This window comes from Pectobacterium betavasculorum (assembly GCF_000749845.1).
GTDB lineage: Bacteria > Pseudomonadota > Gammaproteobacteria > Enterobacterales > Enterobacteriaceae > Pectobacterium > Pectobacterium betavasculorum.
Genome location: NZ_JQHM01000007.1, coordinates 1 through 22,193, shown reverse-complemented (window position 1 = coordinate 22,193; position 22,193 = coordinate 1). Strand labels below are relative to the sequence as shown.

The following is a 22,193-nucleotide window of genomic DNA, read 5'->3' as shown; positions in this document are numbered from 1 at the left end:
GATTACCGAATTACCCTACATTTACGGAGACTATAATGCGTTCACAACAACAACAGTCAACCGCTATAGAATTTACGACATCAGAGAATGCATTCACACTAACGTACCAACAGCGTCTGATATTACGTCATACCGCAGACAACCCTTGTCTGTGGATTGGCGCAGGCGTAGCCGACATTGAGATGTTCCGTGGCAATTTCAGTATTAAAGATAAGCTCGATGAGAAGGTGGCGCTGACCAATGCCACATTCAGTGAATCGCCTAATGGCTGGCAAATCGATTTCAGCCGTGGCGCAACCATCAGCGCGACGTTGCACATCTCTACCGATGAAATGGGGCGTCTGACGCTCAGCCTGCAAAACGGTACTCCTACCCATAACCGCATCTGGTTACGTCTGGCCGCTCACCCGGACGATCATATTTACGGCTGTGGCGAACAGTTCTCTTATTTCGATTTACGTGGCAAACCCTTCCCGCTGTGGACCAGCGAACAGGGTGTAGGCCGCAACAAAAATACCTATGTCACCTGGCAGGCGGACTGCAAAGAGAACGCAGGCGGCGACTATTACTGGACCTTCTTCCCACAGCCAACCTTTGTCAGTACGCAAAAATACTACTGCCATGTCGACAACAGTTGCTATATGAATTTCGACTTCAGCTCACCGGACTATCACGAGGTGGCACTGTGGGAAGACAAAACGACGCTGCGCTTCGAATGTGCCAACACCTATATTTCTCTGCTGGAAAAACTGACCGCACTATTAGGTCGTCAGCAGGAACTACCGGACTGGATTTACGATGGGGTGACGCTTGGCATTCAAGGCGGAACAGACGTTTGCCAGAAGAAGTTGGATACCATGCGTAACTCAGGTGTGAAGGTAAATGGCATCTGGGCGCAAGACTGGTCTGGGATCCGTATGACCTCTTTCGGCAAGCGCGTCATGTGGAACTGGAAGTGGAATAGTGAAAACTATCCGCAGTTGGATAGCCGCATCAAGCAGTGGAACGCCGAAGGCGTACAGTTCCTCTCTTACATCAATCCCTATGTCGCCAGCGATAAAGATCTCTGCGCTGAAGCCGCAGAGCACGGCTACCTGGCAAAAAATGCCTCTGGCGATGATTATCTCGTTGAGTTTGGCGAATTTTACGGCGGCGTAGTTGACCTGACCAACCCAGCAGCTTACGACTGGTTCAAGGAAATCATCAAAAAGAACATGATTGAACTGGGCTGTGGCGGCTGGATGGCGGACTTTGGCGAGTACCTCCCAACCGATACCTACCTACACAACGGTGTCAGCGCCGAAATCATGCACAACGCCTGGCCTGCGCTTTGGGCAAAGTGCAATTACGACGCATTGCAGGAAACCGGCAAGCTCGGTGAGATCCTGTTCTTCATGCGCGCGGGTTACACCGGTAGCCAAAAATACTCCACGATGATGTGGGCAGGCGATCAAAACGTTGACTGGAGCCTGGACGATGGTCTGGCATCTGTGGTTCCTGCTGCATTGTCGTTGGCGATGAGCGGCCACGGCCTGCACCACAGCGATATCGGCGGTTATACCACTCTGTTTGAGATGCGACGCAGCAAAGAACTGCTGCTGCGCTGGTGTGACTTTAGCGCCTTCACCTCCATGATGCGAACCCATGAAGGCAACCGCCCTGGCGATAACTGGCAGTTTGATGGGGATACAGAAACTATCGCCCATTTTGCTCGCATGACGACCGTCTTCACCACCCTAAAACCGTACCTCAAGCAGGCCGTCGCACAAAATGCGGCTACCGGACTACCCGTCATGCGCCCGCTATTCTTGCACTACGAAGACGATGCACAAACCTACTCTCTGAAATATCAGTACCTGTTGGGACGAGATCTACTGGTTGCACCGGTTCACGAACAGGGTCGTCACGACTGGACACTGTATCTGCCAGAAGATCGCTGGGTCAACGTTTGGACAGGGGAAACGCATCAGGGCGGTAATACGACCGTAGACGCCCCTATCGGTAGGCCTCCGGTCTTTTATCGCGAGAAGAGTGAGTGGGCAGCGCTGTTTTCAACGTTGCGCAGCATCTAATAAGGCTCGCCCGCGAAAACTCTCGCGGGCAAATGAGGGATAATCATGAGTCAAAATACCGTCAATCCGGCAACCCTACGCTTGCCGTTTAAAGAAAAATTGGCCTATGGGATGGGGGATTTGGGTTCCAATATCCTGCTGGACATTGGCACGCTCTATTTACTCAAATTTTATACCGATGTGCTTGGTTTGCCCGGTACTTACGGTGGCATTATTTTCCTTATTGCAAAATTCTTTACCGCATTTACCGATATGGGTACGGGAATTATGCTCGATTCACGACGCAAAATCGGGCCAAAAGGGAAATTCCGCCCGTTCGTGCTCTACGCAGCCTTTCCTGTCACCCTACTGGCGGTTGCTAACTTTGTCGGCACTCCGTTTGAAATCACCGGGAAAACGGTGATGGCGACGGTACTATTTATGCTCTATGGCTTGTTCTTCAGCATGATGAACTGCTCTTATGGCGCAATGGTTCCCGCAATTACCAAAAATCCGGACGAACGCGCGTCGCTTGCTGCCTGGCGACAAGGTGGTGCAACCCTCGGCCTACTGCTGTGTACCGTTGGCTTTTTACCCGTAATGAATCTGATTGAAGGCAATTCACAGCTGGGCTACATCTTCGCCGCCACGTTGTTTTCGCTGTTCGGCTTATTCTTTATGTGGTGGTGCTACGCTGGGGTGAAAGAGCGCTATGTAGAAGTGAAACCCGCCAATAACGCGCAGAAACCGGGATTATTGCAATCCTTCCGCGCCATCGCTGGCAACCGTCCTCTGTTTATTCTGTGTATCGCCAACCTCTGCACGCTTGGTGCCTTTAACGTCAAACTGGCAATTCAGGTCTATTACACCCAGTACGTCCTGAACGATCCTATCCTCCTCTCCTGGATGGGTTTCTTCAGCATGGGCTGTATCTTTATCGGCGTCTTCTTAATGCCAGGCATGGTCAGACGCTTTGGTAAGAAGAAGGTCTATATCGGCGGCCTGATGATTTGGGTTACAGGCGATCTTCTCAACTACTTCTTTGGCGGCGGCTCGGTCAGTTTCGTGGCTTTCTCTTGTCTGGCTTTCTTTGGTTCGGCGTTTGTCAACAGCCTGAACTGGGCGTTGGTCTCAGACACGGTGGAGTACGGCGAATGGCGTACGGGTGTGCGTTCCGAAGGCACGGTTTACACCGGTTTTACCTTCTTCCGCAAAGTATCTCAGGCGCTGGCTGGTTTTTTCCCAGGCTGGATGCTGACCCAGATTGGCTATATCCCAAATGTGGTGCAATCCGCGGGAACCGTCGAAGGGTTACGTCAGTTGATCTTTATTTACCCCTGCGCTCTGGCTGTCGCCACCATTATCGCGATGGGCTGTTTCTACAATCTCAATGAGAAAATGTACATGCAGATTGTAGAAGAAATAGATGCCAGAAAAAAAACCGCTTAATAACAATACAACGCCCTACGGGGCGTTATTGAGAGGCGATTATGTCTGACCATGATCCGCTAACGCTAAAACTGAGCCTACGGGAAAAATTAGCCTATGGAGTGGGTGACTTTGGCTCAAATTTGATGCTCTGTACCGGCACACTGTATCTGCTTAAATTTTATACCGATGAACTAGGGATGCCTGCGTATTACGGTGGAATTATCTTTCTGGTGGCGAAATTCTTCACAGCCTTCACCGACATGCTAACCGGCGTATTGCTAGACTCACGACGTCACATCGGCGCAAAAGGGAAATTCAGACCCTTTATTTTGTATGCGTCGTTTCCTGTCGCGCTGGTTGCAACCGCACAATTCTTAGCCACCGATTTTACGCTGACGGTTAAAACGGCACTGGCAACAGCACTGTTTATGTTGTTCGGCCTGTTTTACAGCCTGATGAATTGCTCATACGGAGCGATGGTTCCCGCCATTACCAAAAACCCACATGAGCGCGCTCAACTCGCCGCCTGGCGTCAAGGAGGGGCGACGATTGGCCTGCTGTTATGTACCGTAGGCTTTATGCCAATCCAGGCTCTTTTTGTTAGTTCGCCTTCACTGGGTTACCTCGTTACCGCCATGATCTTCTCGGTCTGTGGATTAGTCAGTATGTGGTGGTGCTTTAGCGGGGTGAAAGAACGTTATATCGAAATCGTGCCAGATCATCACAAGCCCAGCATTCTCAAATCGTTCTGTGCAATTTTCCATAATCCTCCCCTTCTGGTGTTGTGTATTGCTAACCTGTGTACGCTGGCGGCGTTTAATATCAAACTGGCAATCCAGGTCTATTACACCCAATACGTGCTCAACGATATTCATCTGCTGTCATGGATGGGTTTCTTTAGCATGGGGTGCATTCTGGTCGGCGTGCTGCTGGTTCCTATGACCGTAAAGCGCTTTGGTAAAAAACAGGTTTACCTCGGCGGTCTGGTATTATGGGCAATGGGCGACGTACTAAACTTTTTCTGGGGCGAAACCTCGCTCTTATTCGTCACCTTCTCTTGCATGGCATTCTTCGGGACGGCCTTCGTTAACAGCCTCAACTGGGCGCTAGTCCCGGATACGGTTGATTACGGCGAATGGAAAACCGGTATTCGCGCAGAAGGATCGGTTTATACGGGCTACACCTTTTCACGGAAAATTTCTGCGGCGCTGGCGGGTTTCTTACCCGGCATTATGTTGACGCAAATCGGCTATGTTCCGAATATCGCCCAAAGTGATGTGACGCTACTCGGCTTGCGTCAGCTCATTTTTCTCTGGCCCTGCGGACTGGCGATTGTCGCGGCACTCACTATGGGTCTATTTTATAATCTGAATGAAACACGCTTCGCTTTTATTATTGAAGAAATTAGCCAAAGAAAGAAAAAATTGACGTAACCGGATACGGTAAATAACTAAAATCTTACCTCTTTTCTGGAAATGATGTAGAAAACCAAGAAACTGAACAGAGAAGGAATATCAGGAAAAGTGGAAGAAAGCACATAAAACTCAGGGCACCCGAAGGTGCCCTGTTACGTGACAATACAAATCGGTCTGAAATTAGACGTCTTTGCTGCCGCGGCTCGCGCGCTTACGATCGTTTTCGGTCAGGTGACGCTTACGAATACGAACAGACTGCGGCGTAACTTCAACCAGTTCGTCATCATCAATGAACTCTAGCGCTTGTTCCAGAGACATTTTGATAGCCGGAACCAGCGTGGTTGCTTCATCAGTACCTGATGCACGCATGTTGGTCAGTTTCTTACCGGTCAGACAGTTTACAGTCAGATCGTTAGAACGTGAGTGAATACCGATGATCTGGCCTTCATACACTTCTGCACCGTGTCCGAGGAACAGCTTACCGCGATCTTGCAGGCTGAAGAGCGCAAACGCGACAGCTTTACCCTGACCGTTAGAGATCAGTACGCCGTTCTGACGCTGGCCGATTTCACCCGGACGCACGTCATCGTAGTGGCTGAACGTAGAGTACAGCAGACCTGTACCAGACGTCATCGTCATGAATTCAGTACGGAAACCGATCAGACCGCGAGCTGGGATCAGGTAATCCAGACGGATACGACCCTTGCCATCTGGGATCATGTCTTTCACATCACCTTTACGCTCACCCATGGCTTGCATGACTGAACCTTGGTGCTGTTCTTCGATGTCCAGCGTCACGTTTTCAAACGGCTCTTGGTTACGACCGTCGATAACACGGTTAATAACCTTCGGACGTGATACGGCCAGTTCAAAGCCTTCGCGGCGCATGTTTTCGATCAGAACCGACAGGTGCAATTCACCACGGCCAGAAACGCGGAACGCATCAGCATCTTCGGTTTCGTCAACGCGCAGGGCAACGTTGTGCACCAGCTCTTTGTTCAGGCGCTCCAGAATCTGGCGCGACGTAACATACTTACCTTCTTTACCACAGAACGGTGAGGTGTTGACGTTGAAGAACATGGTAACGGTAGGTTCATCCACGCTCAGTGCTGGCAGCGCTTCGACATTCTGCGGATCGCAGATGGTGTCGGAAATGTTCAGCTCGCCCAAACCGGTAATCGCGATGATATCGCCCGCTTCCGCTTCAGTGGCGTCGATACGTTCCAGACCCAGGTGAGTCAGAACCTTACCGACTTTAGCGTTACGGGTTTTGCCTTCACTATCAACAATAGTGACTTGTTGGTTAGGCTTAACTTTACCACGCTTAATACGGCCGATACCGATAACGCCAACATAGTTGTTGTAGTCCAGCTGAGAGATCTGCATCTGGAACGGCGCATCCATCTCAACCTGAGGCGGAGAAACGTGATCGACAATCGCCTGATACAGCGGAGTCATATCTTCCGCCATGTCGGTATGGTCGAGACCCGCGATACCATTCAGCGCAGAAGCATAAATGATCGGGAAATCCAGTTGCTCGTCAGTCGCATCCAGGTTCACGAACAGGTCAAATACCTGATCGACAACCCAGTCAGGACGCGCACCAGGACGGTCAACTTTGTTGATAACCACAATAGGTTTCAGACCGTTGGCAAACGCTTTTTTGGTCACGAAACGCGTTTGAGGCATCGGGCCATCCATCGCATCAACAACCAGCAGTACCGAGTCAACCATCGACATAACACGCTCAACCTCGCCGCCGAAGTCGGCGTGTCCCGGGGTATCTACGATGTTAATACGGTAGTCTTTCCAATTAATGGCGGTATTTTTTGCGAGGATGGTAATTCCACGCTCTTTCTCCAAATCGTTGGAGTCCATTACACGCTCAGTTGCTTCGACACGTTCACCGAACGTTCCGGATTGTTGCAACAGCTTGTCAACCAGGGTGGTTTTCCCATGGTCAACGTGCGCAATAATGGCGATGTTACGCAAATTTTCGATCACAGCTTTGCCTCAGGCATTTAGAAATAGCGCGCTATTGTACACGTATTAATCGAGGGACTAAACAAGATCACAAGCATCTATGATAAACAACCTAGAACTGCCTGCTTTGTGATCCCTTTCACGGTGCAAAAGCGCTACAAGCGAACATGAACGCACCAAACAAGTGCAATAATTCACATAATAAGCACCATTTTGGTGCTTTAGACTATAATGGTGCAGTGGGTTTACGTGAGAAAGCCCCAAAGGGCAACACATTGCACGCATTTAAAAAGTTGGCACACTTTTAGCTTTAGTCTACTCACGGCAACAACATCAATCCACAACGATATTCGTTCCACGACGATAAATGACCAATCGGGAGAACCAAGTATGTCCGCAGAACATGTTTTGACGATGCTGAATGAGCACGAAGTGAAGTTTGTTGATTTACGCTTCACTGATACTAAAGGTAAAGAACAGCACGTCACCATTCCGGCTCATCAAGTCAATGCCGACTTCTTCGAAGAAGGTAAAATGTTTGATGGTTCCTCGATTGGCGGCTGGAAAGGTATTAACGAGTCAGACATGGTTCTGATGCCAGATGCCAGCACCGCGATGATTGATCCGTTCTTCGAAGATTCCACGCTGATCATTCGTTGTGACATCCTTGAGCCTGGCACCATGCAGGGCTACGACCGTGACCCGCGCTCTATCGCGAAACGTGCGGAAGATTTCCTGCGTTCTTCTGGCATCGCCGATACCGTACTGTTCGGGCCTGAGCCAGAGTTCTTCCTGTTTGATGACATTCGTTTCGGCAGCAGCACTTCCGGTTCTCACGTTGCTATCGACGATGTCGAAGCCTACTGGAACTCCGGTAAAGCCTACGAAGGCGGTAACAAAGGTCACCGTCCAGGTCTGAAAGGCGGCTACTTCCCAGTTCCACCAGTCGATTCATCACAGGACATCCGTTCTGCTATGTGTCTGACCATGGAGCAAATGGGTCTGGTTGTTGAAGCTCACCACCACGAAGTGGCTACTGCTGGTCAGAACGAAGTAGCTACCCGCTTCAACACCATGACCAAAAAAGCTGACGAAATTCAGATCTACAAATATGTCGTGCACAACGTGGCTCACGCCTACGGTAAAACCGCGACCTTCATGCCAAAACCCATGTTCGGTGATAACGGTTCTGGTATGCACTGCCACATGTCTCTGTCTAAAGACGGCACTAACCTGTTCGCTGGCGACAAATACGGCGGCCTGTCTGAAATGGCGCTGTTCTACATCGGCGGTGTTATCAAGCACGCTAAAGCCATTAACGCCCTGGCGAACCCAACCACCAACTCATACAAGCGCCTGGTCCCAGGTTACGAAGCCCCTGTTATGCTGGCTTACTCTGCCCGTAACCGTTCTGCTTCAATCCGTATCCCGGTTGTCGCTAGCCCGAAAGCACGCCGTATTGAAGCACGCTTCCCGGATCCAGCCGCTAACCCGTACTTGTGTTTCGCTGCACTGCTGATGGCTGGCCTCGACGGCATCATCAACAAAATCCACCCTGGCGATGCGATGGATAAAAACCTGTACGACCTGCCGCCAGAAGAAGAAGCAGAGATTCCAAAAGTTGCAGGTTCTCTGGACGAGGCCTTGGCTGCACTGAACGAAGACCGCGAGTTCCTGACCCGTGGTGGCGTGTTCACTGACGACGCTATCGAAGCGTATATCGAACTGCGTAAATCGGAGATTGACCGCGTTCGTATGACGCCGCACCCAGTTGAGTTTGAACTGTACTACAGCGTTTAATAACGAAAGCATCTAATATTTATACCCTAAATAATTCGAGTTGCGTGACAAAACGCTAGCGTTTTGAACAACGCCAAAGCGTTGGCCCTTTAGGGCAAGACTCATTTATGGGTCTTGTAACGCGGCAACCGCACGACAAATCGGTCTTATAACGATTTGAACAGCGCTTGCGGCGACCCTTCAGGGCGAGGCGCAGAATGTGCCGAGTATTGCCAACGCACAAGCAGCTTGAAGTATGACGGGTATATCTCGGCGTGGTTGGGTGTGCTGATACCCGACCATCACCGATAAACAACAGAATACCAAGAAGTTTGTTTTTGTTGCCGTGGAAACGCTTCAGCCCATCTTCGGATGGGCTTTTTTCACCATCGGCATTGGCCGTTGCGACGTAACATCCATCATCCACACTACAATGCACCATGCTGGTGCGGGAGTCTGCATTATGGCAACAGGCACGCTGCCCGATGCTGGGCAGATCCTAAATTCCCTGATAAACAGCATCTTATTGCTGGATAACGATCTGGCAATTCACTATTCCAACCCGGCAGCACAGCAATTACTGGCACAAAGTTCGCGTAAATTATCCGGCACACCGCTGCCAGATTTACTGGGATATTTTTCTCTGAATATCGATTTGCTGCGTGAAAGCCTGGATTCAGGGCAAGGTTTTACCGATAACGAAGTCACTCTCGTCGTGGATGGCAAAGCGCACATCATGTCGCTCACCGCTCAGCGGGTACAAAACGATTTTATTTTACTGGAAATGGCGCCGATGGATAATCAGCGCCGTCTCAGTCAAGAACAGCTTCAACATGCACAACAGCAGGCCGCACGTGATTTGGTCCGAGGTCTGGCACATGAGATAAAGAATCCGCTTGGCGGACTGCGCGGTGCTGCACAACTGCTCGCCAAAGCCTTGCCCGATCCAGCATTGACGGAATATACCAAGGTCATCATCGAACAGGCAGATCGCCTGCGTAATCTGGTTGATCGTCTGCTCGGGCCACAGCAGCCCGGCCTGCACGTCACCCAGAGCATCCATCAGGTCGCTGAACGCGTTTGCCAACTCGTCTCGCTGGAAAAACCAGATAATGTGACGCTGGTGAAAGACTATGACCCCAGCCTGCCAGAGCTGACGCACGACCCCGACCAGATTGAACAGGTACTGCTAAATATTACCCGCAATGCACTACAGGCGTTGGGTGAGGAAGGCGGGACGATTACAATACGTACCCGAACGGCTTTTCAGTTTACTTTACACGGTGTGCGCTATCGTCTTGCTGCACGTATTGACGTGGAAGATGATGGCCCCGGCGTACCTGCTCAACTTCAGGACACACTATTTTACCCGATGGTGAGCGGACGCGAAGGGGGAACCGGTTTAGGGCTTTCCATCGCCCGCAGTCTTATTGATCAGCACTCCGGTAAAATTGAATTTAACAGTTGGCCAGGACACACCGAATTCTCGGTTTACCTGCCCATTCGCCAGTGAGGTTCACAATGCAACGAGGGATAGTCTGGATTGTCGATGACGATAGCTCCATCCGTTGGGTGCTTGAGCGCGCGCTTGCTGGTGCGGGTTTAACCTGCGCAACGTTTGAGAACGGAAATCAGGTGCTGCATGCGCTAACGACACAAACGCCTGATGTTTTGCTGTCCGACATCCGCATGCCTGGGATGGATGGGTTAGCGCTCTTACAGCAAATCAAACAGCGCCACCCAATGCTCCCGGTCATCATTATGACGGCGCATTCCGATCTGGATGCTGCGGTCAGTGCTTATCAACAGGGCGCGTTCGACTATTTGCCGAAACCGTTTGATATTGATGAAGCCGTCGCGCTGGTTGAGCGTGCAATCAGCCATTATCTGGAGCAGCAGCAGCCAGTACGCAACCAGCCGCTCAACGGTCCGACAACGGACATTATCGGCGAAGCACCTGCCATGCAGGATGTCTTTCGCATCATTGGTCGTCTGTCTCGCTCATCGATCAGTGTGCTGATTAACGGCGAATCGGGGACGGGTAAAGAACTGGTGGCACATGCCCTACATCGCCACAGCCCGCGTACCAAAGCCCCTTTTATCGCCCTGAATATGGCGGCCATTCCCAAGGATCTGATCGAATCGGAATTGTTTGGTCATGAGAAAGGCGCATTTACGGGCGCGAACCAAATTCGTCAGGGCCGCTTTGAACAGGCCGATGGCGGTACACTGTTTCTGGATGAAATCGGCGATATGCCGCTCGACGTGCAAACACGCCTGTTGCGTGTATTGGCAGACGGGCAATTTTATCGCGTTGGTGGCTATGCGGCGGTGAAGGTGGATGTTCGCATCATCGCGGCAACACACCAAAACCTTGAGCAGCGCGTGCAGGAAGGAAAATTCCGTGATGACCTGTTTCACCGACTGAACGTCATTCGTGTTCACCTGCCGCCGCTGCGTGAACGTAGGGAAGATATTCCTCGCCTGGCGCGTTATTTCTTGCAGGCCACGGCCAAAGAGCTGGGCGTCGAGCCGAAGAATTTGCACCCGGAAGCGGAAACAGCGCTAACCCGTTTACCGTGGCCTGGCAACGTTCGTCAATTGGAGAACACCTGCCGCTGGTTGACGGTCATGGCTGCCGGTCAGGAAGTGCTGATTCAGGATCTGCCGCCTGAGCTGTTCGAGACCACTGCGCCCGATTCTACCGTGCATATTTTGCCAGACAGTTGGGCCACGCTATTGGCACAATGGGCCGATCGCGCGCTGCGTTCCGGTCATCAAAACCTGTTGGCAGAGGCACAGCCGGAAATGGAAAGGACGTTGCTGACGACGGCACTTCGGCACACGCAGGGACATAAACAGGAAGCCGCAAGACTACTAGGATGGGGTAGAAATACTCTGACGCGTAAACTAAAAGAGCTGGGAATGGAGTAGCGAGATTGCTTTTTTATTGCTCAATTGTGAATAAATAAATTGATGATAAAAAATACAATCTGGCGCACGAAATTGTCATTAATTTGTCCTTTACTTGCCTCGAGTCAGCAGTATGATCGTGTCGCTGATTCGGGAGGAACACCATGCTGGACTCATTAATTTCCGTTGCAACACATGGCGCTGAAATTGGCTCTGCGGCAAGCCATTCGCCGCAGGCTGCTATTGCCGCCGTTTTGTGTGCTGCAATGATTAACTTCTTTAGTTGATCATCGAAAAATTAGAGAACAGCCAGTCGGTACTAACATCGACTGGCTGTTTTTTTGGTTAAATCACGCGGGAAAATTGCTGCGTTCTGAGCTTGCTACGTAAATAAACATCAAAACACATACAGATATTGCGGATCAGCAAACGTCCTTTCGGCGTTACCACCAGCGCGTCTTCCTGACTATCGACTAGCCCATCAGCCACCAGCGGTGCCAATAACGCTAAATCCTGCTCAAAGTAGGTTTTAAAATCGATAGCATATTCCGCTTCAATGGGCGCATAGCTGAGTTGGAAATTACAAATCAGCGTCTTAATCACATCGCGACGGAGACAATCATCACGCGTCAGCTGTAACCCACGCCACAAGCCATTTCCTTTGTCTTTGACCTGCGCATAATACTGTTTCAGCTCTTTCTGGTTCTGGGCATAGCTATCACCGATCATACTAATCGCCGAAACGCCCATACCGAGAAGATCGCTATCGCCCTGCGTCGTATAACCCTGAAAATTGCGATGCAGCTTCCCTTCCCGCTGCGCTACCGCAAGCTCATCATCCGGGCGGGCAAAGTGATCCATACCAATAAACTGGTAGCCCGATTGCGTCAGCGACCCGATCGTCTGTTGCAGAATATCCAGCTTTTGCTCCGCGCTCGGTAAATCCGCTTCTTTAATCTTGCGCTGCGCGGCGAACAGGCTGGGCAAATGCGCATAGTTAAAGACGCTAAGCCGATGCGGATTTAATTCAGCAACGCGCTGTAGCGTAAAAGCGAAGCTTTCTGGCGTTTGTTTCGGCAGGCCGTAAATCAAATCAATATTGGTTGAGGTGAAACCAAGTGCCTTCGCCCGCTCAATGAGGGCAAAAATAAAGTCTTCATCCTGCTCACGATTGACCAGCTTCTGAACGTCTTTATTAAAATCCTGCACCCCCATGCTCAGGCGGTTAAACCCTTCAACACGCAGATGATCGAGGACATCCAGTTCAATTTCCCGCGGATCGACTTCAAGCGACAGCTCAGCCTGCTCGGAAAAAGAGAACAGCTCGCGCAACAGAGACATTAGCCGGCTAATTTGTACTTTATTCAGGTAGGTTGGCGTACCGCCGCCCCAATGTAATTGCGTCACCGTTCGCCCAGCGAATAGCGGCGCACGCTGGCGAATTTCCTGCTCTAGCACGTCAAGGTATTCATCAGCTTTATGCTGCTGGCGCGTAACCAGCTTATTACAGCCGCAGAAATAGCACAGCCGATGGCAAAAAGGGATATGGATATACAGCGACAGCGGTCGCTGCGGATAACGGGCGATGGCATGCTGAAATGCAGGCTCATCGTAAGCTTCACTGAACTCTAACGCTGTGGGATATGATGTATAACGTGGCCCAGAATAGTTATATTTTTGAATCAGGGCCAGATCCCAGTCAACGGACGGTATCGACATATTCGCTCACTCCTTCCAGTTTTTACTCGGTGGGTTATCCTTCCCCTCCTTCAGATCACCAAAAATGGCATTCAAAAACGCTCCCGGCGTTTTGTTACTCGTCTCATCCATGAGACTCGCCCTAAGGGCCGTCACGTTGTGACGTTCAAAAACGCTCCCGGCGTTTTGTTACTCGTCTCATCCTTGAGACTCGCCCTAAAGGGCCGTCACGTTGTGACGTTCAAAAACGCTCCCGGCGTTTTTGTCTGGGGCGTTGGCGTCGAACTTGATTCACGCGCCCGTTAAACAGGGCGCGATGCAATCGGTGCTTACGCTTCGACAATAGCCATAGTTTACTGAACAGACAGAGCAGATAAAACGCAACCAGCAATATCAGAAACAGAAACAGCCATTTCATTGATTAGAACGTGTCTTTCGGGCTATTACGTTTCAAAAGCTGCAACATATCTTCCTGCTGCTCTTCTTCGTCATCATCACCCAGCTCGATTCCAAGCTCTTCCATCAGGATGTCGATACGATCCAGCGTTTCATCAACCCATGACTGATCTTTGGCGCTTAGCGTTTCACCGCTATCCAGACGATCCAACAATGCATCCAGACGCGTATCGTTTTCTAACATTTCCAGCTCGTCTTCCGGTGACATCGTCGGCTTGGCAGCAACAACGTTCTCCACAGGCTCAGAAGGCTTCGACTTAGGTTTTGGTTTAACGATAGCGCTATCCAACACGCCAAGCTGTACAGGCTTTTTACTGCCGATACGTGGATCGGCGACTTTACGTTGGCCAGCATTCTGATCGGTAGACGCTTTTTCCTGAGCTCGGCTACCCGCTGCATGGCCACGATGTTTTTTATCTCTTTTCCGCTCTCGCGCTTCACGCTCTAGCTCTTCGCGGGTTTTTCTTTTTACTTTGGGCTTTCCTGCCTTATCGGCAGCCCCTTTGACAGGTCGGTTCATAATGTTGTTCTCAGGTACACAGATATAAGGGAAGTGCGGCGGAATCTAGCAGAAAGCAGGGTAATAAAAAAGCGCCCACATCAGACAGGTGAGCTTTTCTTTTCACACTCACCCGTCGCATTTCGAGGCAGATAAAGCCGCCTTTATTGTCAGTTACAGGTATAATCCCCAACCAGACAGAGATCCAGATAGAGATAACCATCGTGACCCAGCAATATAACTACCACATGACGCGTTTTATCATCAGCGCCCCGGATATTCGCCATCTGGCAACAGATAGCGGAATTGAAGTGGCCTTTGCTGGGCGCTCTAACGCCGGTAAATCCAGCGCGCTGAACACGCTCACTAACCAGAAGAACCTGGCACGAACCAGTAAAACGCCGGGCCGTACCCAGCTGATCAACCTGTTCCAGGTGGCAGACGGCGTGCGTTTAGTCGACCTTCCCGGCTATGGCTATGCCGAAGTACCGGAGCAAATGAAGATCAAATGGCAACGTGCGCTCGGTGAGTACCTGCAAAAGCGTAACAGCCTGAAGGGTCTGGTTGTGCTGATGGATATTCGTCATCCGCTGAAAGATCTCGATCAGCAAATGATTCAGTGGGCAGTCGATGTCGAACTTCCGGTCTTGGTACTGCTGACCAAAGCCGATAAGCTGGCTTCAGGCGCACGTAAAACACAGTTGAATTTAGTTCGCGAAGCTGTCGTCCCATTTATGGGTGATATTCAGGTCGAGGCATTTTCGTCGCTGAAAAAAATCGGCGTCGATAAACTACAGCAAAAATTGGATAACTGGTTCAGCACATTGCAACACGTAGAAGAAGAACAAGACGCTGAATAATCCTTTCGCGTGGTGCAGAGAGTCATAACTCGCATCACGCCCCACTTTCCCGCGATGATCACCCACCAGATACGCCCTTTTCACAGCCGAAATCGCGCTAACACGTTACTGTCTGCCACGCCGTTGCCGACATTTTGCGGGTAAAAAAACCAGGATAAAGCCCATAAAAAACGCCCCGCTCAAAACTGAGCGGGGCGGCTAATATTCAGCCAAATCCGATTACGTGAAGTAAAAGGTCTGAAAGATAGAACATCTTACCTCTGTACCCTACGTCTTTAACTCTACCCTATTTTTTCGCGGGAACAAAGGCTTTTTTGTTGTTTACTTTCATAGAAAATGGTTATCGATTACACAAAGTTAAACCAGGTCACACAATACTGTTATTTAATTACAGAAATAGCACAGAAATCGGCCATTAATGCGCTTGATCCCAGTTCATGCCCGTACCGATGTCTACCTGTAACGGAACATTCAATTGCATACAACCTTCCATTAATGCTTTGATTTTACTAATAGATTCTTCAATAACCGAATCATGAATCTCGAAAACCAATTCATCGTGAACCTGCATGATCATCTTCACCTTCGGCGTATCTTTCTGTAGCCAATCGTCAATCGCGATCATCGCTTTCTTAATAATATCAGCAGCGGTGCCCTGCATTGGGGCGTTAATCGCCGCACGTTCTGCGCCTTTACGCGCCATCGCATTACGAGAGTGGATATCAGGCAGATAGAGACGGCGACCGTCAAGCGTGGACACATAGCCATGCTCTGCGGCCTGTTGGCGCGTCCGCTCCATGTAATCCTGCACACCGGGATAACGCTCAAAATACAGGTTCATGTATTTCTGCGACTCGCTACGAGGAATATTCAACTGGCGTGACAAGCCAAACGCGCTCATGCCGTAGATCAGACCGAAGTTGATCGCTTTCGCACTACGACGCTGTTCTGATGTCACCTTATCCAACTCAATACCAAACACCTCTGACGCCGTTGCCCGGTGGATATCCAACCCGTTCGCGAACGCATTCAACAACCCTTTATCACCCGATAAGTGCGCCATGATACGCAGTTCAATTTGCGAGTAGTCAGCTGCAACAATGCTGTATCCCTTAGACGCAATGAATGCCTGACGAATACGACGTCCTTCATCGTTACGCACCGGGATATTTTGCAGGTTAGGATCGCTGGAAGACAAACGACCAGTCGCAGTAACAGCCTGATGATAAGACGTATGCACGCGCTTCGTCGCCGGATTGATCATCAGCGGTAGCTTATCGGTGTAAGTAGATTTCAGCTTGGCCAACCCACGATATTCCAGGATTAGCTTCGGCAGAGGATAATCCAGTGCCAGTTCAGCCAGCACTTCCTCATTCGTTGACGGCGCACCCTTTGGCGTTTTCTTCAGAATCGGCAGCTTTTGCTTTTCATATAGGATGCCCTGTAGCTGCTTGGTCGATGAGAGGTTGAATTCTTCGCCAGCCAACTCATGCGCTTGTGTTTCCAACTCAGCCAGACGCGTCGTTAGCTCTTTTGAGTGTTCTGCCAGAATTGCAGGATCGATCAGCACACCTGTACGCTCGATGCGGGATAAAACCGGAACCAGCGGCATATCGATGGTCTGGAAGACCTGACACAAATCGGCATGTGGCTGGAGTTTCCCCCACAGCGTCTGGTGCAGGTGCAGCGTAACGTCCGCATCCTCGGCCGCATAAGGGCCAGCCTGTTCCAGTGCGATCTGATTAAACGTCAGCTGATTTTTTCCCTTACCTGCGATCTCTTCAAAGGTAATGGTTTTGTGTTTCAGATAGCGCTCGGCCAGGCTGTCCATATCGTGACGACCCGCCACACTGTCAAGCACGTAAGATTCCAGCATGGTATCAAACGCAATGCCGCGTAAATCGATGTCATACCGCTGCATCACGCCTTTATCAAATTTGAGATTCTGACCAATCTTAAGCAGCTTCTCATCTTCCAGCAGCGGTTTGAACAATGCCAATACTTGGGCACGATCCAACTGCTCAGGCGCATCCAGATAGTCATGTGCCAATGGCAGATAGGCCGCCTCACCAGGCTTAATCGCGAATGACAGACCAATCAGATTGGCGGTAAGCGTATCCAGCCCGTCAGTTTCCGTATCGAAAGCGAAAATCTCAGCCTTTTTTATACGCTCAATCCAATCCAGAAGCGTTTTTTCATCAAGAATCGTGACATAACCGTCGGCAGAAAGCGTAGGCGCGTTATTTTCTTCAACGGCCTGCTCAATCACCGCATTATTCACAGCCTGAACAGGCTGGCTGCTCTTTTTACCCTGCATCCAAGTGCCTGATTCAATATCAGATAACCAGCGTTTAAATTCATAACGGGAAAAGAGACGATGCAGTTCATCCACATCCAGCTCGTTGACGGTAAGCTGATCGCAGCTGAGCTCCAGCTCAACATCCGTTTTAATGGTGGCAAGCTGATAAGAGAGGTAAGCCACTTCTTTATGCTGTTCCAGCTTCGGTGCCATGGTTTTAGCGCCACGGAAGGAAAGCTCAGCAATTTTATCAAGGTTGGCATAGAGCAAATCCAGCCCACCAAGCCCTTGCAATAGTGCCTGCGCGGTTTTCTCCCCAACGCCAGGTACACCGGGAATGTTATCCGATGCATCCCCCATCAACGCGAGGAAATCGATAATCAGCTCAGGTGGAATACCATACTTATCACACACTTCCTGTGGGCCAAGAATCGTGTTGTTCATGGTATTAATGAGCGTCACGCTCGGTGTCACCAACTGCGCCATATCTTTATCGCCAGTACTAATCAGCACCGACTTGCCCGCTTTTTCCGCCTGCACTGCGAGCGTGCCAATCACATCGTCGGCTTCTACACCGGAAACCGCCAGAAGAGGTAGCCCCATCGCTTTCACCATACTATGCAGAGGCTCTATCTGCTCACGTAGATCCTCCGGCATCGGTGGGCGGTGAGCCTTATAGTTTTCGAACAACTCGTCGCGAAACGTTTTCCCTTTCGCATCAAAAACGACGGCAACGTGGCTGGGCTGATATTGCAGCAACAAACTGCGTAGCATATTCAGTACGCCATACATTGCACCGGTTGCTTCTCCCGCGCTGTTTGTTAACGGTGGGAAAGCGTGATAAGCACGATACAAATAGGATGAACCGTCTACCAGTATTAAAGGGTTTTCTGCAATCTGAGCCATAGCCTGCCGTGATCGTTGTGGTCTGTCATAGCGCTAAGCATGCCATAGGTCAGGGAAAGAGACGATCCTTAACGTAAGATATTGGCTAATTTTGCATGGATCCTCGCAAGATCTTCCTGTGGATAACTTTGTGAATAGTTTTTCCAGTTTAATTACCAATTCTTATTAATCTCTTACTGTGTGTTTTTATATTCATATATTTCATTAAGTTATAATATAAATTATTTATTTTAGAAACACAGTAAACCGTCATCCCTTTTGTGGATATAAACAAAAAGATAAATAGATATTGTAATATGGTGAGATATAAAAAATAAGAAGTTGAGCAGCGAGGAGCTATAAAACCATGCGGTTTTACCCGCATGGCTTATTAAGTGATTACTTTTTGGTAATGAGGAATTTCACCACGTCAGCGTACTGTTTTACATATCCATCCATTGAACTGGTATCAAGACCATCATTCTTGATCATATATTTACCGTTAACGAACATGGCTGGAACGCCGCGTAATTGTAAATCTGCAGCCGCTTTTTCCTGCTGAGCAACCAGAGATTTCACAACAAAACTATTCAGAGCATTATCAAATTCTTCCGCAGTCACGCCTGCTTTAACAAAGACCTCACGAATATCTTCTGGCTTTTGTACAGTCTGTGTTTTCTGAACAGCATCAAACATCAGCGGGGTAATTTTATCTTCTACGCCCAGCGCCATGGCGACAGCCCAAGCTTGTGTCAGGTTTTTACCCAATGGGCCCAAGAAGTCCACGTGATAACGTGTCATCTTCGTTCCTTCTGGCAGCGCTTTTTTTACTGCATCTGGAACGTGATAAACCTGTTCAAACTGATAACAGTGCGGGCAATAGAATGAGAAAAACTCGAGAACCTGGGGCTCTTGAGTTGCAGGTTTATCTAATTCTACATATTGCTTGCCGTCAGAAAATTCTGCGGCAGAAGCACTAAATGCCAGAACAACGCCAATCAGCGCAAGCCATAATTTTTTCATAAAGTTAACTCTCTCCATTTAATTTCAGTACATTGGCATTAGCTGTAGAGGGGGTTCCTGCAACAGCTGAGTTTGCCCAATAAATATTGCCGTTTGCTTCAACCAGAAATCAGCATCCGTCATCCAGGGGAAATTTTTCGGAAAAGCAGGGTCTTCCCAACGACGCGCAACCCAAGCCAGATAATAAACCTGTCGCATCGCACGAAGAGGCTCAATCAGCGCGAGTTCTTTCTCCTGAAAATCCGCAAATTCGCTATAGGCTTCTAATAAAATATCCAATTGAATACGCTGTTCACGACGATCGCCATGCAACAGCATCCATAAATCCTGTATTGCCGGGCCATTGCGAGCATCATCCAAATCAACAAATAATGGGCCATCACGCCACAAAATATTGCCTGGGTGGCAATCCCCATGTAGACGCAGTGGGTTCCAGTCGTTATTCCAATAAGTTTCAACTTTATCAATCAGTTGACGGGTTGCCTGTAAAAAATCATGTCGATGTATTTTCGGTATTAGCGGACACGTCTCCAGCAACCGATAAGGTTCATGCAGATATTCATTTACCCCAATCGTCGGGCGCTCGGTGAATAACGATTTTTGACCCGTCTGGTGAATCCGACCGAGAAAACGACCGACCCACTCTAACTGATCTTCATTATCCATTTCATACTGCCGGCCGCCCACACTGGGGAATACGGCAAAATGAAACCCTTCATAGACATTCAACGTCTGTCCATTAAGCGACACGGGGGCGACGATAGGAACTTCATCTTCTACCAATTGCTGGGCAAAAAAGTGCTCTTCCTGAATCTGCGCCGTACTCCATCGTTCCGGGCGATAAAATTTCACCACAAATCGTTTACGATCTTCATCCGCAAACTGATATACCCGATTTTCATAGCTGTTCAATGCCGTCAGACCGGAATCAACGCGCAGCCCGACATCCAGCAAGGCATCCACGATCAGATCTGGGAATAGCGTCTGGAAATTAAATACCGAACTACTCATCGCGGCCACAGATGGTCAGAGATGGAATAAGATAAATACGCGCGATAGCTGACATAATGAACGTGTTATTCCTTTGCACTAGTCTTTAATAACCCCACGGGCACGAAGCAAAGCTGTTTTGAAATCTTCCTCGTAGTCTTTCTTCAGACCGGGAATGACTTGCTCTTTATCGGCATCACGCATTTTTAGATGGTAAATAAGGATATCATCTGTCAGTTCATTTAACTGCCCCTCGAACCCCGCCTCCTGTGCAAGGTTTTGTAAAAATTGCACTAGGTTTAAATCGGGCTCTTTTTGCCAGGCTGGATGCAAGAGTTCAATCAGTTCATTAACGCGATGACATTTCATTTTTTTCTCCTTAAAAACGATTTGTACTCAATAAATTTCAAGAAGTAGAAAACAGCTTGAGCAATGTTGAGCATATAGCGATAAAAATAACAGCCTTACGCACATGAGGAAAGAACTTGGTCTTCTATGAAAGTTTCTAGAGAATAACGTATGGTTTCTCCCTCACAAGCTTTCGGTACAGAGAAAAGTGGGAATAGATAATTGGGAAGTGAAATGATTACAGGCGTTATTCTTGCGGGCGGACGTGCAACACGCATGGGCGGACATGATAAAGGTCTGATAGCACTGAACGGGGTATCGCTATATCTGCATGTGTTATCTCGGCTTAAAACACAGGTCGACGAAGTCATCATCAGTGCTAACCGCAATCAGGATGTATATGAGCAAAGCGGATACCGAATTATCAGTGACTCTGATGCAAACTTTCTAGGCCCGCTGGCAGGTATTCTGAGTGGATTACATGCATCCACATCCGAGTGGGTCGTATTCGTACCTTGCGATGTCCCAGCACTCCCCCTCGACCTGGTACACCGTTTGTGGCAAGCACGGGGGGAAGCAAATGCTGCTTATGCCACAGACGGAGAACGTCCACATCCTACATTACTCTTAATCAATAAAAACCTTATTGAACGGCTGGAAGCTTACTTGCATCTCGGAAACCGTAAGGTAATGCTATTTATGGAACAGGTCGGAGCAAAACCCGTTTCATTCAATGATCAGCCTGAAGCCTTTCACAATTTGAATTCGCCTGAGGATCTATCAAACTGGGAGGATAATCACCGTGAATTCTAATCATTTACCTTTGCTCGCTATTGCTGCCTACAGCGGTACAGGTAAAACAACATTACTTAAGCACATCATCCCTCTGCTGGCTAATCAGGGTATCCGAATCGGATTAATTAAACATACGCATCATCAGATGGATATTGATACACCAGGTAAAGATAGCTACGAGTTGCGTAAAGCAGGAGCTGCGCAAACTATTGTTGCTAGTAGCCAAAGGTGGGCGTTGATGACAGAAACATCTGAACAGGAAGAACCTAGCCTTTACGATCTGGCAGGGAAAATGGATACATCAGCTCTCGATCTTGTGCTGGTTGAGGGCTTTAAACACGAAAAAATCGCTAAAATAGCCTTATTTCGTCAATCTTTGGGCAGAGAATTAAGTGATTTGATCGATGAATATGTCATCGCAATTGCAACAGACTCGGAGATAGACACCATATTTCCACTGCTTGATATCAATCAACCAGTGCAGGTGGCTAACTTTATTCACCGATGGATTCAAAATGGCCGTTTATAGTACGCGTTTGGTTACAGTTCATATCAACTCATTGGAGTAATGTCGGGTAGAAAACAACTTCCGCCCCCAGGGACCGTCCTTGCATCACGTCACATCATACTATTAACAAACCGCGACAGAGATACGTGGATACGCTCTCCCAGTCCTCCCTCCAAAATGTCACATAGCAAAAAGCCCCGGTCTTCGACAGGGGCTTTCCACTCGTTTGATATCTGGCTGTTTATCGCAGGCGTCCTGTC

At 49.2% G+C, this 22,193-nt stretch carries 18 protein-coding genes; 10 read left to right on the top strand and 8 right to left on the bottom strand.

All coding sequences use genetic code 11. The features are described from left to right. The first annotated feature begins 35 nt into the window (after nt 1-35). From KP22_RS14475 to KP22_RS14465, 3 genes are read left to right on the top strand one after another with little or no spacing between them, the layout of a single operon-like run. Complete coding sequence (locus tag KP22_RS14475; RefSeq protein ID WP_039324969.1) at nt 36-2,072, top strand: alpha-glucosidase; 2,037 nt, start codon at nt 36-38, stop codon at nt 2,070-2,072. A 45-nt stretch (nt 2,073-2,117) separates the two neighbouring features. Next, a complete protein-coding gene (locus KP22_RS14470) occupies nt 2,118-3,500 on the top strand; it encodes an MFS transporter (RefSeq protein WP_039306823.1) in 1,383 nt (460 codons plus the stop codon). A gap of 41 nt (nt 3,501-3,541) precedes the next feature. Then, nucleotides 3,542-4,915 carry an MFS transporter gene (locus tag KP22_RS14465; protein WP_039324966.1) on the top strand — a complete coding sequence of 458 codons (1,374 nt, stop codon included), beginning with the start codon at nt 3,542-3,544 and terminating at the stop codon, nt 4,913-4,915. Between the two features lie 162 nt (nt 4,916-5,077). Here the strand turns inward: KP22_RS14465 and typA are convergent, their stop codons facing one another. After that, on the bottom strand, nt 5,078-6,901 hold the full coding sequence (typA, locus tag KP22_RS14460; RefSeq protein ID WP_039306817.1) for a ribosome-dependent GTPase TypA: 1,824 nt from the start codon (nt 6,899-6,901) through the stop codon (nt 5,078-5,080). A gap of 369 nt (nt 6,902-7,270) precedes the next feature. On the opposite strand from typA, the gene glnA reads away from it, so the two are divergent. The 4 genes from glnA to KP22_RS22455 all read left to right on the top strand — a co-directional run bounded on the left by glnA (nt 7,271) and on the right by KP22_RS22455 (nt 11,859). Next, the gene (gene glnA, locus KP22_RS14455) at nt 7,271-8,680 is read left to right on the top strand and encodes a glutamate--ammonia ligase (RefSeq protein ID WP_014913638.1); all 1,410 of its coding nucleotides are present in this window, start codon (nt 7,271-7,273) and stop codon (nt 8,678-8,680) included. Nucleotides 8,681-9,122: 442 nt separating this feature from the next. Next, the gene (gene glnL, locus KP22_RS14450) at nt 9,123-10,172 is read left to right on the top strand and encodes a nitrogen regulation protein NR(II) (RefSeq protein ID WP_039306814.1); all 1,050 of its coding nucleotides are present in this window, start codon (nt 9,123-9,125) and stop codon (nt 10,170-10,172) included. Between the two features lie 8 nt (nt 10,173-10,180). Continuing rightward, nucleotides 10,181-11,593 (top strand): nitrogen regulation protein NR(I), encoded by a 1,413-nt coding sequence (glnG, locus tag KP22_RS14445; protein ID WP_039306812.1) that lies wholly within the window; start codon nt 10,181-10,183, stop codon nt 11,591-11,593. A 143-nt stretch (nt 11,594-11,736) separates the two neighbouring features. Then, on the top strand, nt 11,737-11,859 hold the full coding sequence (locus tag KP22_RS22455; RefSeq protein WP_156107281.1) for a YshB family small membrane protein: 123 nt from the start codon (nt 11,737-11,739) through the stop codon (nt 11,857-11,859). A gap of 58 nt (nt 11,860-11,917) precedes the next feature. Here the strand turns inward: KP22_RS22455 and hemN are convergent, their stop codons facing one another. Both hemN and yihI read right to left on the bottom strand, forming a co-directional pair. Next, the gene (hemN, locus tag KP22_RS14440) at nt 11,918-13,291 is read right to left on the bottom strand and encodes an oxygen-independent coproporphyrinogen III oxidase (protein ID WP_039324963.1); all 1,374 of its coding nucleotides are present in this window, start codon (nt 13,289-13,291) and stop codon (nt 11,918-11,920) included. Between the two features lie 400 nt (nt 13,292-13,691). Next, complete coding sequence (gene yihI, locus KP22_RS14435) at nt 13,692-14,246, bottom strand: Der GTPase-activating protein YihI (RefSeq protein ID WP_039324962.1); 555 nt, start codon at nt 14,244-14,246, stop codon at nt 13,692-13,694. A gap of 200 nt (nt 14,247-14,446) precedes the next feature. On the opposite strand from yihI, the gene yihA reads away from it, so the two are divergent. Further along, complete coding sequence (gene yihA, locus KP22_RS14430; RefSeq protein ID WP_156103759.1) at nt 14,447-15,085, top strand: ribosome biogenesis GTP-binding protein YihA/YsxC; 639 nt, start codon at nt 14,447-14,449, stop codon at nt 15,083-15,085. A 205-nt stretch (nt 15,086-15,290) separates the two neighbouring features. Here yihA and spfP read toward each other — a convergent pair whose 3' ends face one another. The 5 genes from spfP to KP22_RS14410 form a co-directional block, all read right to left on the bottom strand. Beyond that, entirely contained in the window at nt 15,291-15,338 is a 48-nt protein-coding gene (gene spfP, locus KP22_RS23120; RefSeq protein WP_071892919.1) for a small protein SpfP, read from the bottom strand. Between the two features lie 162 nt (nt 15,339-15,500). After that, nucleotides 15,501-18,290: a DNA polymerase I gene (gene polA / locus KP22_RS14425; protein WP_039324959.1), complete on the bottom strand. Its 2,790-nt coding sequence runs from the start codon at nt 18,288-18,290 to the stop codon at nt 15,501-15,503. Between the two features lie 378 nt (nt 18,291-18,668). Then, nucleotides 18,669-19,292, bottom strand: a complete 624-nt coding sequence (dsbA, locus tag KP22_RS14420; RefSeq protein WP_039324957.1) for a thiol:disulfide interchange protein DsbA — start codon at nt 19,290-19,292, stop codon at nt 18,669-18,671. 24 nt (nt 19,293-19,316) lie between these two features. Then, the gene (locus KP22_RS14415) at nt 19,317-20,303 is read right to left on the bottom strand and encodes a serine/threonine protein kinase (protein ID WP_039324955.1); all 987 of its coding nucleotides are present in this window, start codon (nt 20,301-20,303) and stop codon (nt 19,317-19,319) included. A gap of 78 nt (nt 20,304-20,381) precedes the next feature. After that, nucleotides 20,382-20,651 carry a YihD family protein gene (locus KP22_RS14410; protein ID WP_005968263.1) on the bottom strand — a complete coding sequence of 90 codons (270 nt, stop codon included), beginning with the start codon at nt 20,649-20,651 and terminating at the stop codon, nt 20,382-20,384. A 213-nt stretch (nt 20,652-20,864) separates the two neighbouring features. Here KP22_RS14410 and mobA point away from each other — a divergent pair, with 213 nt between their 5' ends. Both mobA and mobB read left to right on the top strand, forming a co-directional pair. Continuing rightward, a complete protein-coding gene (mobA, locus tag KP22_RS14405) occupies nt 20,865-21,443 on the top strand; it encodes a molybdenum cofactor guanylyltransferase MobA (RefSeq protein WP_039324953.1) in 579 nt (192 codons plus the stop codon). After that, nucleotides 21,433-21,954 (top strand): molybdopterin-guanine dinucleotide biosynthesis protein MobB, encoded by a 522-nt coding sequence (gene mobB / locus KP22_RS14400; protein WP_039324950.1) that lies wholly within the window; start codon nt 21,433-21,435, stop codon nt 21,952-21,954. Before mobA ends, mobB begins: the two co-directional genes overlap by 11 nt. Nucleotides 21,955-22,193 lie beyond the last annotated feature (239 nt).